At 40.6% G+C, this 15,236-nt stretch carries 17 protein-coding genes and 1 pseudogene; 11 read left to right on the top strand and 7 right to left on the bottom strand.

All coding sequences use genetic code 11. The annotated features are described in order from the left end of the window. Window positions 1–81: 81 nt before the first annotated feature. Window positions 82–455: pseudogene (locus H5118_RS20935) on the top strand (type II toxin-antitoxin system RelE/ParE family toxin). Continuing rightward, window positions 448–756 carry a DNA-binding transcriptional regulator gene (locus H5118_RS16255; RefSeq protein ID WP_182738657.1) on the top strand — a complete coding sequence of 103 codons (309 nt, stop codon included), beginning with the start codon at window positions 448–450 and terminating at the stop codon, window positions 754–756. Before H5118_RS20935 ends, H5118_RS16255 begins: the two are co-directional and overlap by 8 nt. A gap of 70 nt (window positions 757–826) precedes the next feature. Here H5118_RS16255 and H5118_RS16250 read toward each other — a convergent pair whose 3' ends face one another. The 4 genes from H5118_RS16250 to H5118_RS16235 all read right to left on the bottom strand — a co-directional run bounded on the left by H5118_RS16250 (window position 827) and on the right by H5118_RS16235 (window position 3,220). Further along, window positions 827–1,297: a DUF4760 domain-containing protein gene (locus H5118_RS16250; protein ID WP_182724689.1), complete on the bottom strand. Its 471-nt coding sequence runs from the start codon at window positions 1,295–1,297 to the stop codon at window positions 827–829. A 61-nt stretch (window positions 1,298–1,358) separates the two neighbouring features. Beyond that, window positions 1,359–1,982, bottom strand: a complete 624-nt coding sequence (locus H5118_RS16245) for a hypothetical protein (RefSeq protein WP_182749513.1) — start codon at window positions 1,980–1,982, stop codon at window positions 1,359–1,361. Continuing rightward, on the bottom strand, window positions 1,969–2,577 hold the full coding sequence (locus H5118_RS16240; protein ID WP_259397994.1) for a sigma-70 family RNA polymerase sigma factor: 609 nt from the start codon (window positions 2,575–2,577) through the stop codon (window positions 1,969–1,971). Before H5118_RS16240 ends, H5118_RS16245 begins: the two co-directional genes overlap by 14 nt. A 13-nt stretch (window positions 2,578–2,590) precedes the next feature. Continuing rightward, the gene (locus H5118_RS16235; protein ID WP_182749511.1) at window positions 2,591–3,220 is read right to left on the bottom strand and encodes an energy transducer TonB; all 630 of its coding nucleotides are present in this window, start codon (window positions 3,218–3,220) and stop codon (window positions 2,591–2,593) included. Between the two features lie 156 nt (window positions 3,221–3,376). Here H5118_RS16235 and H5118_RS16230 point away from each other — a divergent pair, with 156 nt between their 5' ends. The 3 genes from H5118_RS16230 (at window position 3,377) to H5118_RS16220 (ending at window position 4,976) form a co-directional block, all read left to right on the top strand. Next, window positions 3,377–3,883, top strand: coding sequence for a DUF3087 domain-containing protein (locus H5118_RS16230; RefSeq protein WP_165727236.1), 507 nt, complete (start codon window positions 3,377–3,379; stop codon window positions 3,881–3,883). A 34-nt stretch (window positions 3,884–3,917) separates the two neighbouring features. Then, window positions 3,918–4,367 (top strand): low molecular weight protein-tyrosine-phosphatase, encoded by a 450-nt coding sequence (locus H5118_RS16225; RefSeq protein ID WP_008171605.1) that lies wholly within the window; start codon window positions 3,918–3,920, stop codon window positions 4,365–4,367. Window positions 4,368–4,466: 99 nt separating this feature from the next. Further along, window positions 4,467–4,976: a hypothetical protein gene (locus H5118_RS16220; RefSeq protein WP_182749510.1), complete on the top strand. Its 510-nt coding sequence runs from the start codon at window positions 4,467–4,469 to the stop codon at window positions 4,974–4,976. 67 nt (window positions 4,977–5,043) lie between these two features. On the opposite strand, the gene H5118_RS16215 is transcribed toward H5118_RS16220, so the two are convergent. Both H5118_RS16215 and H5118_RS16210 read right to left on the bottom strand, forming a co-directional pair. Then, window positions 5,044–6,159: an energy transducer TonB gene (locus tag H5118_RS16215; protein WP_182749508.1), complete on the bottom strand. Its 1,116-nt coding sequence runs from the start codon at window positions 6,157–6,159 to the stop codon at window positions 5,044–5,046. A 92-nt stretch (window positions 6,160–6,251) separates the two neighbouring features. Further along, window positions 6,252–7,364, bottom strand: a complete 1,113-nt coding sequence (locus H5118_RS16210) for an energy transducer TonB (RefSeq protein WP_024595742.1) — start codon at window positions 7,362–7,364, stop codon at window positions 6,252–6,254. Window positions 7,365–7,615: 251 nt separating this feature from the next. On the opposite strand from H5118_RS16210, the gene ribA reads away from it, so the two are divergent. From ribA to csrA, 6 genes are all read left to right on the top strand, one after another. Then, window positions 7,616–8,239: a GTP cyclohydrolase II gene (ribA, locus tag H5118_RS16205; protein ID WP_002961931.1), complete on the top strand. Its 624-nt coding sequence runs from the start codon at window positions 7,616–7,618 to the stop codon at window positions 8,237–8,239. 81 nt (window positions 8,240–8,320) lie between these two features. Further along, a complete protein-coding gene (locus H5118_RS16200) occupies window positions 8,321–9,109 on the top strand; it encodes a BPSS1780 family membrane protein (RefSeq protein ID WP_024595741.1) in 789 nt (262 codons plus the stop codon). Further along, window positions 9,109–9,561: a regulatory protein RecX gene (locus H5118_RS16195; RefSeq protein WP_002961933.1), complete on the top strand. Its 453-nt coding sequence runs from the start codon at window positions 9,109–9,111 to the stop codon at window positions 9,559–9,561. The genes H5118_RS16200 and H5118_RS16195 overlap by 1 nt, the downstream gene beginning before the upstream one ends. Window positions 9,562–9,580: 19 nt before the next feature. Beyond that, the gene (gene alaS / locus H5118_RS16190; protein ID WP_182749506.1) at window positions 9,581–12,181 is read left to right on the top strand and encodes an alanine--tRNA ligase; all 2,601 of its coding nucleotides are present in this window, start codon (window positions 9,581–9,583) and stop codon (window positions 12,179–12,181) included. Window positions 12,182–12,187: 6 nt separating this feature from the next. After that, window positions 12,188–13,405: an aspartate kinase gene (locus tag H5118_RS16185; RefSeq protein ID WP_182749504.1), complete on the top strand. Its 1,218-nt coding sequence runs from the start codon at window positions 12,188–12,190 to the stop codon at window positions 13,403–13,405. Window positions 13,406–13,496: 91 nt separating this feature from the next. After that, window positions 13,497–13,688 (top strand): carbon storage regulator CsrA, encoded by a 192-nt coding sequence (gene csrA, locus H5118_RS16180; protein ID WP_004587515.1) that lies wholly within the window; start codon window positions 13,497–13,499, stop codon window positions 13,686–13,688. Between the two features lie 69 nt (window positions 13,689–13,757). Here csrA and H5118_RS16175 read toward each other — a convergent pair whose 3' ends face one another. After that, a complete protein-coding gene (locus tag H5118_RS16175) occupies window positions 13,758–15,131 on the bottom strand; it encodes an IS4 family transposase (RefSeq protein WP_182749502.1) in 1,374 nt (457 codons plus the stop codon). Window positions 15,132–15,236 lie beyond the last annotated feature (105 nt).

Raw genomic sequence — 15,236 nt, 5'->3', positions numbered from 1 at the left:
CTGAGAGTTGCTTTCAAGTTTTTAGTACATTAATTCTGGTGAACTATAATACTAAGTGTCATAGTTGGTGGTGTGATATTTATGGGTATATTTAAATCAAAATGGTTTAACAAGTGGGCTGCAAAAGAGGGCTTACCTGACAAGGTGTTAATTGATGCTGTTAGAGATTTAGAAAACGGACTTAACGATGGGGACTTAGGTGCTCATGTTTATAAAAAGCGAGCACCAGCGAAAGACAGGGTAAACGAGGTGGCTATAGAACCATAGTTGCTTTTAAAGTTGCGGATAAAGCATTTTTTATGTTTGGCTTTTCTAAAAACCAACGAGACAATATCGATAAAAAAGAATTAAAGGCACTAAAGTTAATGGCGAAAGAGTTACTAAGTTATTCACAGCAGCAACTCAAAATAGCTATTAATGAAGGCGAGCTAATAGAGGTAAAAAATCATGAGTAATAGTATTTTAGGCGTAATGCATGATACAGCTAAAGGGCTAAATGATGCCGGTGTTATGGATAGACAAACTATGCGGAAGTTTGATGCAATGTGTCTGCCTGAAGTCGAGCAATATGATGCCGCGCATATTAAAGCAATTCGTGAGCACGCTCATGTTAGCCAAGCGGTATTCGCCGCTTATTTAAATACCAGTGCTTCAACAGTTAGAGCTTGGGAGCAAGGTGGCAAGTCCCCAAAAGGTGCTTCCTTAAAGCTGTTAAATTTGGTCGCCAATAAAGGCTTAGATATACTTGTTTATTAATCTAAGCGGCCGGTAGCTAAGGTTGAGTGATACGAAATCCAATTCCACGATATTGCTCTAAAGCCTTATCCTATCTCCTTAGTTTAATCAGTAGTTTTACTAATTTCTCATATTGTAACCATATTTCAGGGTTCTCTTTGTGAGCTCGACGATAGAAAATATATGCTTCGTACCTATGGTAACTATTAATTATCTCCTGACCTGATAGTGAGTTTAATGCTTTTATTTCATATGCCTTTAAATCCACTCCTGTAGCTAGCTGCTCATATTTATTCAGGATATGGTGAAGAGTTTCTTTAGTATCGGATAAATTTACGACTTCCCTGACCTCATTAGCATGGAGCTTACCTGGGTATTTATTATTAAACTTAACAAGATACGGGATAACTTCTTGATGAAACTTCCCCCAATACTCTAAGGTTGATTTGATTCTCTCTTTTCTTGAGTTAACTATATAAATATAAATACCAAAAAGAAATGAGCATCCAGTAAACAGTACAGCGACTACTTTACTTATTTCTATTATGTAATTTAATTCCATTTCGATTACTCCGTGTAATTAGTTTAATCTTAGCTAAAATTTAGGTTAGACTAAAATATATCTAAGCCCCACACTGCCTAACCCCAGCACCCGCATGTTTAAGCGCAATAATTTGCCCTTTGCCGTTATGCGCCATAGCGAGCATATCACCGGTATTTATATTACTTTCGACCGCGTGTTTACCTTTTAAATCACTTAACAGTGAATGCTTAATTTGCACGAGCACCTCGTCATTACAGCTGGCTATGTACCAGTCGTTATCTACCTTCACTAGAGTGCCGTATTCTATGTGGCGTTGTTGGTGGCGACGTAAATCGTTAGCTAATTGATTATCAAGCGCGTGTTTTTGCTCGTTTATGGAGCTTGCGTAGGTGCCTGCTTGGTTTATTTCATGTGTTTTAATAATTGAATAGTCGTGAATGTCTATAGTATTAAATACGGTGTTAAGCACGGTTTTAGGCGCGTGGTTAATGCCATCGTTATTATCAAAAACAATAAAAGCAAACACACCCAGTGCGCAGGCTAGGCTGGTTAGCTGTAGCGTAAAGCCGAACTTTTTAGGCTTTGTGTTAGTGGCCTTTTTAAGTAGCGCTTTTTGCTGAGTGCTTGTAAGTGTTGTGCGCGCTTTTCGCTCTTTGTAGTGTTGTGTGAGCTTTTGATCAAACGGCTCATCAGGCTTGTTCATTGTTTGCTCCTAATAAACGTTTAAGATTTTTCTTGGCATAGCGCAGCCTTGTTTTAATGGTCTCAAGGCTGCTTTGCGTTATAAGTTCTATGTCGGCGAGCGAAAAGCCTTCTTGTTGCAAGGTTATGGCTTCGCGCTGTACAAAGCTAAGTTGTTTTAGCGCGGCGTCGAACGCGTCATAGCTTATGTTTGAGCTGCCTATATGCGAGTCTCCACTAGTTAAGTCACCACTATTTAAGTTGTTTTCGCTTTTATCATTTTGTGCTGCTAAATGCGTGTTTTCGTCAAGCTCTACAAAGTGCTGTTGCCTGCGGTATTCGTCAATGAGTGTGTTGCGGGCAAGTTTAAACAACCACGCTTTGGGTGTGGTTTGTGCTTGGTAAAGGTGGCGTTTTTCGATTACTTTTAGCCATGTTTGTTGGCTTACGTCGTATGCTAAATGCGTATTAGATTGTGTAACAAGGTAGTGGTATAAGTCGTTACTGTAGAGGGCAATAAGCTGCTCTAAGTAACGATTGTCGCCACTTTTTGCGTAACTTGCCATGCAGTCCTTGCTTGGCGTTTCAAATAACCATGACTTAATACTTAGTAGCATAGGCTCATCGCTTTTATTGTTGTAATTTGAAGTCGAGTTGTACGGTTTGACCTGTTTGTAATTGTGCCACACCTTCAATTACTTTGGGGCGATATTTCCAGCGTTTAATAGCTCTTATTGCTTCGCGGTCAAAGGTGCGTTTTGGCTCGGCGTTAATAACTACTGGGTCGATTACTTCACCGGTGGGCGAAATACTAAAGCTTAGTTGTACCCAACCTTCAATACCATCGCGCGCGGCTGTAGTTGGGTATTTAGGGTTTATGCGCACTATGGGTGTTGCATCCCCTGTAGGGCGATTAATGGTATTGTTAATGTCGCCACCAAAATCGTCAATTGTAACTGGCGTAAGGTCGCTAATTGCCAACACAGGATCGGCTGATGTATCAAGCGGTGGAGCTTTTTGCGGCACTTTAGGCATTGGCGGTGGCGGCTGTATTTTTTGTATATGCCTGACTTTTGAATCCTCAGGTGCCTGAAAAATCTCTACTATAATATCGCCCCCTGGTTTAACCGGTGCGCGTTGCTCGCCACTTATTAAATATTGCATAAACGCAAAAGCTGCAAAGGTCATTGCGGCGCCGCCGATAACGGCAGTCGATGTTTTAATAAATACTGGGTTGTTAGGTACTTCAAGTGTGTGCATAAGCCGCTCCAAATTTTATTGACCACTACTATTAGGGTGTTTTCAAAGCTATAACGGGTGGCAAATCAAAAAGGGGTGAAATAATTTTATAAAAAATGTGGGGTTTAGTTACAATAGCCATTCGCATTCTTTTACTTATTAACTTTTTAGGCTGTTATGCAACTCATTGAAATAAATAAAGCGCGTTACCGTAAACATTTAAACCGTGTTATTGCAGGATGCGGTATTGGTTTGGCTGTAGGCAGCTTGGCTATATCGCAAACGCTGATTGCTTTATTTCCTGATGAAAGTGGTAGCCACTTTCATTGGAACTTAATAGGCGTTGCTATTACAAGCGTTGGGCTTGCGTGGTTACTTAATAAATACCGTACACATAGCTTTATGACTGAAGTTGTTTATGTGTGGGAGCTTAAAAAAGCACTTAATAAAATAACCCGTAAAATGGCTAAGTTAAAAGCCGCTGGCCGTGAAGGCAATGCCGATGCATTATTAGCAATTCATTATAGTTATGCGGGCTCTCGGTTATTGTGGCAGCTAGACGATAACCTAATTACCATGGACGATTTAGCCATTAAACAAGCTGAGCTTGAATCTGTTGCAGCGCAACATAACGTAACGCTTAATGTTGAAGATTACGATGCAAGTATTTTAAAACAGTTTTAAAACATAGGTTTTTAAATTAGTTAGAGGAGCCTTAATGAAAAAAGTACTCATAGTGTGTTTAGGTAATATTTGTCGCTCGCCAACCGCAGAGGCGGTATTAAAAGCCCGAGCTAAAAAGCTAGGTGTTAACGTTAAAGTAGATTCGGCAGGGACTATTGGTTACCACGAAGGTAAAACGCCTGATAGTCGCTCAATGGCAGCAGGGGAGAAGCGTGGTTACAGCTTTAAAGGTATTTATTCACGTAAAGTGCGTACAAGCGACTTTACTGAGTTTGATTTAATTTTAGCGGCCGATACGCAAAATTTAGCTGATTTAAAAGCCCAGTGCCCTGAGCATCTACAGTACAAATTAGCGCTTTTTTTAGAATATGGCGAGCAAGCCCAAAGCGCTATTCCCGATCCCTATTACGGCGGCGATGATGGCTTTGAAAATGTGCTCGATTTAATAGAAGCGGCTAGCGATAAAATACTCGCTAAAATTTAATCCCTATTTTATTACTAAAGCTAAATTTAACGAGCTTTTAGTCGTATTGCATGGCGTTCCTAAAGTAAGTACATTTTATACTTACTCAAAGGGAACTTTATGAAAATAAAAATATTACTACTCACTTTATCTATTGCTTCTTGTTCTACTTTTGCTAACGATGTTAGTTTTTCGATTGGGGGTGGCTATCCTTACTTAGTTATTCCTGAGGTGTCTTTGTCGGCTAACGACGACACACAGCGCTGGTATGCAAATTATAAACTAGGCCTTGATGATGGTTTTTCAGCCGGTTTTGAACAAGCAGTTAGCGATAATAAAAAACATGCTTTTGGCGTACTTGTGGGCGCTATTGGTGCAAGAGATACAGACCAAGAGTGCGAAAGTTCAACTAATGATGTAGCAACTGACTTTGCTAATACGCTAGGTTGTGTAATTGGCGGTATTTTTGATGAAGAAACAACAAACGGTATAGGGCTTACGTACAACTACAACTTTAATGAACTGAACAGCGCTGGTTTTAGATTAGAGCTAGATGTGGGCTACGGTAAAGCAAGCGATAGCAATGAAAAAAGAGCCGATGGCGGAATTAGCGTAAGTTATGAATTTTAACTACGTAGAATTTGTATTAGTTGGTATTAAAAAAGACGCTTAAAGCGCCTTTTTTAATGAGCCGCTTTTAGTGGCGGTTAATTTTAAAGTCGAGTTGTACCTGAGAAATAGCGCTAACAGGTTTGCCATTTTCAAACTTTGGCGCGTAACGCCATTGCTCAAGCGCTGCTTTGGCTGATTTTTCAAATGCGCTGCCGCCTTCAGAGCTAAGTACTTTTGGGTTTTTTACAAAGCCAGCTGCGTCTACCTCAAACTCCATAACAACGCTACCATCGGTACTAAATCTGGCTTTGTTAACTGGGTATTTAGGATTAACACGGTAAAGCGGCGCTTGCTCTTGCGATTCTTTCCATGGCACCATTTGAGCGATAGCTAGGCAATGTTTAGTTGCTTCTTCGCTTTTACCTTGCTTTTCGTACAGACCTACAAGCTTTGAATGAGCTGTTAGCTCTGCACTGTGATCAAAGTTTAAGTTACTATCGAATACAGTAACTATACGGTTTAGCCTTTCAATCGCTTGATTGTATCTTTTACGACCCTCTGCGAATGAGGCCATTAAAAAATCGACTTTTATGCGCTCTAGTGAGTTTTCAGGTAAGTTTTCTTGGTAGTATTCGTCGGCTTCTTCTAGGTAGTTTTTAGCCTCACGATATTTTTTAGAACTAAACTTTTTAGCCAGTAGCGTTGCAGCTTCAAGTTTCATGTCGGCTACAAACTTAGGGTTATTTTGTGTTTTAGCTATACCTATTACTTCTTCTAAAAAGTTAGCTGCTTTGTAAGCTGATGTTGTGTAGTTAGCTTTTCCGAGCAGTGCATCAACTGTTTCTATTGATTGTTTGACGTGATTAGCCGCTAAAATAGTATGTGCTTCATCATAAAGTGCAAAACGTTGTTCGTATAGCTCATCGCCGTAGCCTTTAATAGCTTTAGCGTAGTTAATAGCTAAGTTAGCAGTATTGTCGTCGCTTTTACCGTAAACGGCTTTACCTGATGTGTAAGCAAGTTTGGCAGCTTGTTGTACGTTTTCGTCTGCTTTAACTGCTGCTAAATAGCTTTGGTATGCTTGGTTAAATACCGTTTGAGGATCGCTTGCTTGGCTGGCGAATACTGTAGTGCTTAAAGTTGTTGCGCTTAAAGCAGACAAACTTAAACCTATAAATAAAGCGAGTTGCTGACGTTTCATAATAATCCCTATTAACTTTTAAATTGAAACTAGGTTGACGTAATTACAACAGTTTCTTATTAATATAATTTTTGACTGAATGGTAAAACTACTTAAAGGCGTTCAAAATACAGTTCAGCTTGTGTTGTTGCATTTACAGGTTTTCCATTTTTAAACTTTGGAGCGTAACGCCATTGTTTAACAGCGGCTATCGCTGATTTTTCAAATGCTTTAGAACCCTCAGAACTAATAACCTTAGGACTTTGCACAAAGCCATGGGTATCAACTGTAATCTCTAATATAACTATTACATGACTTTTAGTTTCACCGCGAGGGTATATAGGCTCGGTTATGTAGAGTGGATTTTGCTCTGAGGTATTTTTCCAGTGCGTATTTTTAGCAAAGGCTAAGGCGTGTTTAGTCGCTTTATCGCTTTCATCTTGTTTTTCATATAGCTGAACTAAGCCAACATGCGCATTAAGCTCAAAGCTTTGATCTAAATTTTTATATTTATCAAATAAGCCAACTATACGGTTTAGCCTTTTAGTTGCTTTGTCGTAATCTTTACGGCCACTCTCAAATGAAACCATTAAAAGGTCAGACTTTATACGCTCTACTGCATTATCAGGTAGCTGGGCTTGGTAATATTTATCTGCATCTTGAGCGTATATTTTCGCTAAAGAGTATTCGCTATGGCTAAACCTATAAAGTAATGTTTCTGCAGCTTCAAATTGCATATTGGCGACAAGGCCTGGGATATTTTGTAATTCAGCGATTTTAATGAGTTGCTCAAAGTTTTTGACTGCGATATATGATTTATTGGTATGAGTGGCTTTTGCTAGTAGCGTATCCATAGTCTCTATTGAGTTTTCACCATAGTTTTTAACTAAAATACGGTGGGCCTGTGAATACAAATCAAACCGTTTCTTTTCATTGCCATTCCCTATAACCATAATGTTCTTTGCAGTATAATTATTGATGGCTTTGGCGTAGTTAATAGCAAGGTTCGCCGTTTCATTGCTATTTTCTCCATATAGAGCGAGCCCTTTTTGATAGGCAAGTTGTGCTTCTTTTTCAGCTTGTTCTTTGGCTGCAACAAATGCTGAGTCAGTTTCTTCGGCGTTTGCAGATACAACTTGAATGCTATTTACTTGGTTTGCGAAAGTGCAGTTAGCAAAGGCTAATAAGCTTAATCCTATCGATATGGCGAGCTGTTGGTGCTTCATAATAATCCCTATTATTTATCAGCCCATAAAATTACCAAAACTATCAAGGCCTGTCATTATTTTAGGTAAATTAAAGTAAACAAGCGAGGTTGTAATATTCGGGTTATTAATTGCTTAACAATCATTGAAAATAACGCCTGTCGTCGCCATATATTTGCCATAAACAGTCTTGTACTACGGTGTATTTATCCTATTTTGTGATACTATCACTTTATTGTCGTGTCGTAGTTATTTAAATATTTGGATTTGTCGTGGCGCAAGTAAGAGCAAGAGTCCAGCTTAAAGTTGGCAGAAATAGTGATATCCCTGCAGAAATAATCTCATTTACTGATTTAAAAGATGGTAAAGAACATATTGCTATGGTGTTTAACAACGCCGATACAGAGCAAGATGTACCGCTAATTCGTATGCATTCAGAATGCCTAACGGGCGATGTATTTTACTCATCGCGTTGTGATTGCGGCGAGCAGCTAAATGAATGTATTGAAATGATGCACGAGCAAGGCGGTATTTTATTGTATTTACGCCAAGAAGGCCGTGGCATTGGTTTATACAACAAAATAGACGCTTACGTGCTGCAATCTCAAGGTATGAACACCTACGAAGCTAATAATCATTTAGGCTTTGCTGATGATTTGCGTGACTTTTCGGATGCGGTATTAATGCTCAATGCGCTTAATTTAAGTCACGTTAAATTAATGACTAATAATCCTAAAAAGCTTAATGCATTAAAAGATGCCGGTATTAATGTTGACTCGGTTGTGGGCACACATGCGCACATAAAAGCGGGTGTTGCGGGTAATAAATCGTACCTAGAAACAAAAATTAAGCATGGCGCGCATATGTTAGATATTAAGAAAATTAAAAAACCTTAATCATTTAATTACGTTTCGTCTATTAATCCCCCCTTACGCCAAGTTATACTTGGCGTGTTTCGTTTTAAATTAAGAGCAAGTATGTCTACACAATTACGAATTTTTAAAGCCGATGCAGGGCTAAAGTGGTTAAAAGCCGGATGGCTTATTTTTAAAACCCAGCCAGCAACCTTTATTTTTATGCATTTATTTATTGGCATTGTAGGGCTGCTGTCTTTATTTTTACCGCTGCTGCAAGTAGTAGCAGCACTCGCTACGCCATTTTTAACCGCAGGGTTTTACCAAGCGGTGCTTAGTAAGCAACAGGGCGGAAAAATTATGCTAGCCGATATTCTCAAGCCATTTACGGCTAAGGGAAATCGTTTAGGGTTATTACGTTTAGCACTTTATCAAATGGGTGCGGGTATTTTAATGGCGTTACTTGCTAATGGCTTATTTGCCGATGCAGTGGCTGTTATGAGCCAACCAGGACTTGATCCAAACGTAGCACTTGAGCAAATGCTTGAGAGTATTTCGGGCGCGAATGTAATTTTATTTTTTATGGCAATGCTAATTTATTTAACGGCATTTGCGTACGCTGTGCCACTTGTTTATTTTAGTAAAGAAACACGCATTTTAACGGCGCTTAAAAAGTCGTTAATGGTGTTTTATCATAATATTTTGCCACTTGGCGTTTTTGGCCTTATTTGCGCATTATTTATGGCGCTTTCGATGTTCTTATCGTTCTTACCACTGTTGATTTTAATGCCGATTTGCTACATTAGCTTTTTTGTATCTTATCAAGCCATTTTTATGCCTGTTGTACCATTAAGTGACGACATTAATGTTAAGCCACTTAGCAGTGAAACAAGCGGACGTTTTGACGCTTAATGGATGATAAATTAAAGCAAAAACTAAAAAACTATGTACTTTGGTTACTAGGGCGCCAAGAATATTCGCGTCGTGAGTTAACGCTCAAATTACAGCAAAAAGAAGCGACAGAAGAGTTTATTGAAACGCTGCTTGATTGGTGCGAAAAGCACAATTTTATTAACGAGCAGCGATACTGTGAAGGCTTTGTAAGAAAACACATATTTAAATGCCACGGGCTTAAGCGAATACAAAGCGAAGCTATGGGCAAAGGGATTGATCGTTCGCTACTTGAAATGGTAGTTGAAGAGCTTGAAATAGATTGGTTTGAGCTTGCGCAGGATGCGTACAATAAAAAATATTCGAATACACCGCCAGATCTCGATTACAAAGATAAAGCTAAGCGCGTGCGCTACTTAATGTATCGGGGTTTTAGCTACGATGAAATTAATTTTGCAATGCAAGCACAGTAAATACAGGTGAGACTTTCAAATGCAGCACATGACTACCGCACAAATTAGGCAACAGTTTTTAGACTTTTTTGCCAGCAAGCAACATCAAATAGTACCTTCTAGCTCGCTTATACCGGGTAACGATGCCACGTTGTTATTTAATAATGCCGGCATGGTGCAATTTAAAGATGTATTTTTAGGCGCAGAAAGCCGCCCTTATACACGTGCGACAAGTTCGCAGCGCTGTGTACGTGCTGGCGGTAAGCATAACGATTTAGAAAACGTAGGCTACACTGCTCGCCACCATACATTTTTTGAAATGTTAGGTAACTTCAGCTTTGGCGATTACTTTAAGCAAGACGCGATTAAGTTTGCGTGGGAGTTTTTAACTGAGGTTGTTAAATTACCTCAAGAAAAACTGCTTGTTACTATTTATCACGATGATGAAGAAGCGTTTGAGTATTGGTCAAAAGATATTGGCTTAAGTGAAGATCGTATTATTCGTATTGCGACCTCTGATAACTTTTGGTCTATGGGCGATACTGGTCCATGTGGTCCGTGTTCTGAAATATTTTATGACCACGGCGAGCATATTTGGGGCGGACCTCCGGGCACTCCAGAGGAAGACGGCGACCGTTTCATCGAAATTTGGAACCTTGTATTTATGCAATACAACCGTCAAAGCGACGGTACTATGTTGCCTCTACCTAAGCAATCTGTTGATACAGGAATGGGCCTTGAGCGTATTTCTGCAATTTTGCAGGGTGTGCATTCAAACTACGAAATCGATTTATTCCAAGGCTTAATTGCAGCAGCTGCAAGTGTAACTAACGCGCAAGATATGGACGATAAGTCACTACGCGTAGTGGCGGATCATATTCGTTCGTGTGCGTTTTTAATCTCAGACGGTGTTATGCCATCTAACGAAGGGCGTGGTTATGTACTACGTCGTATTATTCGTCGTGCAGTGCGCCACGGTAATAAGCTAGGTGCACAAGGTTCGTTTTTCTATAAGTTAGTTGCTGCGCTAATTGAGCAAATGGGTCAAGCGTACCCAGAGCTTGCTAAGCAACAAGAAATTATCGAAAAAGTATTACGCATTGAAGAAGAACAGTTTGGTAAAACACTTGAGCGTGGCTTAGCTATTTTAGAAGAAAGCTTAAGTGACCTTAAAGGCGATATTATACCGGGCGATTTAGTATTTAAACTTTACGACACGTATGGTTTTCCAGCTGATTTAACAGCCGATGTTGCGCGTGAGCGCCAGATGACGATTGATCATCAAGGTTTTGAAGAGTGCATGGCTGTACAACGTAAAACAGCGCAACAAGCGGGTAAGTTTGGTGCTGATTACAACGAGCAATTAAAATCAGAAAAGCTTACTGAGTTTAAAGGCTACGACAGCACGCACCATAGCGCGACAGTGGTAGAAATTTTTGCCGGTGGCGAAGCTGTTCAGTTATTAGAAGATGGTCAACAAGGTATTGTAGTATTAGACCGCACACCGTTTTATGCTGAATCAGGCGGCCAAACGGGCGACACGGGTACTATTACAGTTGCTGGTGGCGAATTTAATGTTACTAATACCACTAAACTTGGTAATGCTTTTGCTCACCACGGTACTGTGCAAGGACGTATTGGCGTTAACGATAAAGTGGATGCGACTATTGATGATGCACGCCGCGATAGCATTAAGAAAAACCACACAGCTACACATATTTTACACGAAGCACTACGCCAATTATTAGGCGACCATGTAGGCCAAAAAGGCTCACTTGTTCAGCCTGATCGTTTACGTTTTGACTTTTCGCACTTTGAAGCAGTTACTAAAGATGAGCTACGTGAAATTGAGCGTGTAGTTAATGACGAAATTCGTCGTAACTTTGCACTTAATACTGAGCTTATGGCTATTGATGATGCTAAAGCGAAAGGTGCTATGGCATTGTTTGGCGAAAAGTACGATGACGAAGTACGTGTAGTTACTATTGGCGACTACTCTATTGAGCTTTGTGGTGGTACTCACGTTGAGCGCGCAGGCGATATTGGTTTATTCAAAATTGTATCTGAAAGTGGTATTGCCGCAGGTGTTCGCCGAATTGAAGCGGTAACCGGTGCTGATGCAGTTGCTTATGTTAGCGAGCAAGAGCAACAATTACATGATGTAGCTACTTTAGTTAAAGGCGATAGCGCATCGGTACTTGAAAAAGTAACTGCGTTGCTTGAAAAGTCTAAAGGTCTTGAAAAGCAAATTGCGCAACTTAACGATAAGTTAGCAAGTGCAGCGGGTGCATCTTTACTTGATTCGATTGTTGAAATTAACGGCGTTAAGCTACTTGTAGCAAATGTTGAAGGTACTGAATCTAAAGCGCTTCGCGGTATGGTTGACGACCTTAAAAACAAGATTGGCTCAGGTGTTATTGCTCTTGGTGTTGCCAGTGGCGACAAAGTAAGCCTAATTGCTGGTGTAACTAAAGACTTAACAGGCAAAGTAAAAGCCGGTGAGTTAGTTAACCACATGGCAGGCCAAGTAGGTGGTAAAGGTGGCGGTCGTCCAGATATGGCACAAGCCGGTGGTAGTGAGCCACAAAACCTTGCTGCTGCACTAGATAGCGTTACAGCTTGGTTAACTGAGCGTACTTAAGCCTAAGTGGCGCTTATTGTTCAAAAATTCGGTGGCACTTCGGTCGGCTCAATAGAGAGAATTGAAGCGGTCGCCGACCTTGTTGTAAAAACCAGACAACAAGGACATCAAGTGGTTGTGGTGCTCTCGGCTATGTCGGGAGAAACCAACCGCTTAATTAATCTCGCCAAACAAATTGATACTCGCCCGAGTAGCCGTGAACTAGATGTACTAATTAGCACCGGAGAGCAGGTTTCTGTATCACTACTTGCTATGGCTATTATAAAACGTGGCCACTCTGCTGTGAGCCTATTAGCCGATCAAGTCAATATTTTAACCGATAACATGTTTGGTAAAGCTCGTATTGCAGAGGTTGCTGCTACGCGTTTGAAGCATGAGCTTGAGCATAATCGTATTGCTATTATTGCTGGGTTTCAGGGGCGTGATGTTGAGGGCAACATTACAACGCTTGGGCGCGGCGGTACCGATACATCGGCTGTGGAAATAGCTGCGGCTATAAAAGCTGACGAATGCCAGATCTATACAGACGTTGACGGCGTATATACTACAGATCCTCGTGTTGAACCTAACGCGCGCAGAATGAGCCAAGTTACCTTTGCCGAAATGCTAGAACTGGCAAGTTTAGGGGCGAAAGTTTTGCATATTCGCTCAGTAGAAGCCGCAGGAAAACATAATGTGCCACTTAGGGTGCTTTCGAGCTTTAATCCCGATGAAGGTACATTAATAAGTTTTGAGGAGAACGATATGCCAAGCAAGGTTGTATCGGGGATTGCGTTTAATCGTGACGAATGTTTAATTAAGGTACAAGGTGTGCCAACGGGCACGCAATATCTTTCAAAAATATTGAAACTTTTTGCCGAAAATGGCATCGAAATAGATATGATTAATCAAGTTAATCATAACTTTGAAAAAATAGACTATGCTTTTACTGTGCACTCGAATGATTATCTGCAAGCACTTGAATTATTGAGTGAAGATCAAGCTCAGCTCAGTGCTCAAAATATAAGCGGATTGCAAGCAGTAGCTAAAGTTTCTGCTGTTGGCATGGGTATGAAATCACATTCTGGTGTCGCTAGTTTATTTTTTGATGCATTTGCACAGGAAAATATTAATGTGGTTTTAGTCTCGACTTCAGAGATTAAAATTTCAGTTTTAATAGATGAAAAGTACTTAGAGTTGGCTGTTCGTGCATTACACAAGGCATTTTTAACAGAAAATGGATAGATTGCGAGTTTTTACTTACTTTTCAGTCTAATTTTCATTAGTATGTTTAAGCGGAATCTTATAATTTTTATTGGAACATGGGAGCAAGAGAATGCTAATACTAACTCGTAGAGTAGGTGAAACCCTAATGATTGGTGACGAAGTAACAGTTACTGTTCTAGGTGTTAAAGGAAATCAAGTTCGAATCGGTGTTAATGCACCAAAAGACGTATCAGTGCATCGTGAAGAGATTTACATGCGCATACAAGCTGAAAAGTCGAACCCTAATCCGGGCAATGCTTAATCAACACGTATACGTAGTTGAGTAATTAACTCAACTAGACTAAAAGCCACTCACTGAGCTGTCTCTTGATCACAAGTCTGACTCAAGAGATTTTGCTAAATCGTAGCCTTCCAGGATGGCTTGTAACTTAAGCCATCCTTGCCATAACACTTTCACAGATGCACGCCCTGTGCGCTTGGTATCTTTCCAGCCTCCTAACTTTGCCAGTTCCTGATACGCCCATGACATATTTGGAGCAGTTTCAGGCAATGGTGTTTTTATTCTCTTTAACCACAATAACTTCCATGCTTTGGGAGATAATAGTTTTTCACAACTTGGAGAATCAGGCTGCTCATTGGTGAACTTTAGTTGCAATATTCGCGTCGCAATAAAGCCATTAATCGTCACCAATCTTTCCATGTTATCTTGGCTTTGAAGGCGTAAACTTTCGATATCCGTGCCATCACTTTTCCAGACTTTATGGTATTCCTCTACAAGCCAACGGTGCTCATAGTAGGTGATGATAGCTAAGGCGTCTTCTTTGCTGGTGACTGGTTCACTGGTTAATAGGTGCCAGCTTAAGCCGTTCTCAGCGTTTCCTCTCTCTGCACTGCCGACATAGTAAACTGGGAGGGAGCGTCCTTTCTTATTGTAAGGCGCTTTGAGTGTCACTGGCGCATAGGTGATATCCAGTGTTGCGCTTCGGGCTTTTCTTCCTCCTTTTTGTGCAATGTGGATGTGTTTGGTGCCTGCACTCATCAGCTCGCTTGCAAACGCATAGAGCTTATCCTCACCTTCTTCAATATGACGACTTTGCATCGAGCGTACGACGAATCGTTGCTGCTCGGTCAGTTTATACTGCAAGTATTCGTAGATGTCCGCTTCGCGGTCACACACCGATATCACGTTCGCCATTTGTCCTTGCAGCCGCTCTGCCATCGCTCGTGACGCTGACTCCCACTTGTAACTTTCTTTTTCTTCGTAAGAAGTCGTCGCGTGTTTTTCTCTTTTTCCAATCGTGTTGATATCACGACTCCAGCGAGACTGTTCAATTAATCCCACAACTTGCTTTGTGTCTGGCGCAAACAGTAATACGCTATGAGCTAACAAGCCTCGTTGTTTTGCTCCTCGTCCAACATGACCCAAATCATCTCGAATGGAGGAATGTTTATAAATTAGTGTGGTCGTGTCTTCTAATGCGAGCAACAAGTTATGACTTTTTGCTTGTTCAACCGTGGCTTTAAAGCCTGACTCTGCTATAGCCGTTGCGTCAATATTCTCGTTGCGAATAAAGCGGTAGGCACCTTCCATATCGGCGGGGGATTGAGTGATGTTTACAAGTGGTTTTCCCGGTTCATTTGCAAGCGTTGATGCTAACTTTACCAGACGCGCTGTTCTTCTTGGATCACCTAAGTCCGATTTACCGAATTGTTGTTTTGCCCAATGAGTATGTTCGTTAATCATAATGTGCCCTCAAACAAGATTTGAAGATCTGATCATGACATTGAGATTTAGTTCAAAAAAATCCCCGCTAATTTCTTAGCAGGGATTTGTGTATAAGAGACAGCT

It is taken from the genome of Pseudoalteromonas sp. SR41-1, assembly GCF_014164015.1.
GTDB classification, from domain to species: Bacteria; Pseudomonadota; Gammaproteobacteria; order Enterobacterales; family Alteromonadaceae; genus Pseudoalteromonas; species Pseudoalteromonas distincta.
Note: the sequence above shows the minus strand (reverse complement) of the source record. Positions and strands in the feature narration are given on the sequence as shown.

Coding starts and splice junctions, on each gene's coding strand:
- H5118_RS16255 (WP_182738657.1), top strand. CDS start 448: ATGAGTAATAGTATTTTAGGCGTAATGCATGATACAGCTAAAGGGCTA.
- H5118_RS16250 (WP_182724689.1), bottom strand. CDS start 1,297: ATGGAATTAAATTACATAATAGAAATAAGTAAAGTAGTCGCTGTACTG.
- H5118_RS16245 (WP_182749513.1), bottom strand. CDS start 1,982: ATGAACAAGCCTGATGAGCCGTTTGATCAAAAGCTCACACAACACTAC.
- H5118_RS16240 (WP_259397994.1), bottom strand. CDS start 2,577: ATGCTACTAAGTATTAAGTCATGGTTATTTGAAACGCCAAGCAAGGAC.
- H5118_RS16235 (WP_182749511.1), bottom strand. CDS start 3,220: ATGCACACACTTGAAGTACCTAACAACCCAGTATTTATTAAAACATCG.
- H5118_RS16230 (WP_165727236.1), top strand. CDS start 3,377: ATGCAACTCATTGAAATAAATAAAGCGCGTTACCGTAAACATTTAAAC.
- H5118_RS16225 (WP_008171605.1), top strand. CDS start 3,918: ATGAAAAAAGTACTCATAGTGTGTTTAGGTAATATTTGTCGCTCGCCA.
- H5118_RS16220 (WP_182749510.1), top strand. CDS start 4,467: ATGAAAATAAAAATATTACTACTCACTTTATCTATTGCTTCTTGTTCT.
- H5118_RS16215 (WP_182749508.1), bottom strand. CDS start 6,159: ATGAAACGTCAGCAACTCGCTTTATTTATAGGTTTAAGTTTGTCTGCT.
- H5118_RS16210 (WP_024595742.1), bottom strand. CDS start 7,364: ATGAAGCACCAACAGCTCGCCATATCGATAGGATTAAGCTTATTAGCC.
- H5118_RS16200 (WP_024595741.1), top strand. CDS start 8,321: ATGTCTACACAATTACGAATTTTTAAAGCCGATGCAGGGCTAAAGTGG.
- H5118_RS16195 (WP_002961933.1), top strand. CDS start 9,109: ATGGATGATAAATTAAAGCAAAAACTAAAAAACTATGTACTTTGGTTA.
- alaS (WP_182749506.1), top strand. CDS start 9,581: ATGCAGCACATGACTACCGCACAAATTAGGCAACAGTTTTTAGACTTT.
- csrA (WP_004587515.1), top strand. CDS start 13,497: ATGCTAATACTAACTCGTAGAGTAGGTGAAACCCTAATGATTGGTGAC.
- H5118_RS16175 (WP_182749502.1), bottom strand. CDS start 15,131: ATGATTAACGAACATACTCATTGGGCAAAACAACAATTCGGTAAATCG.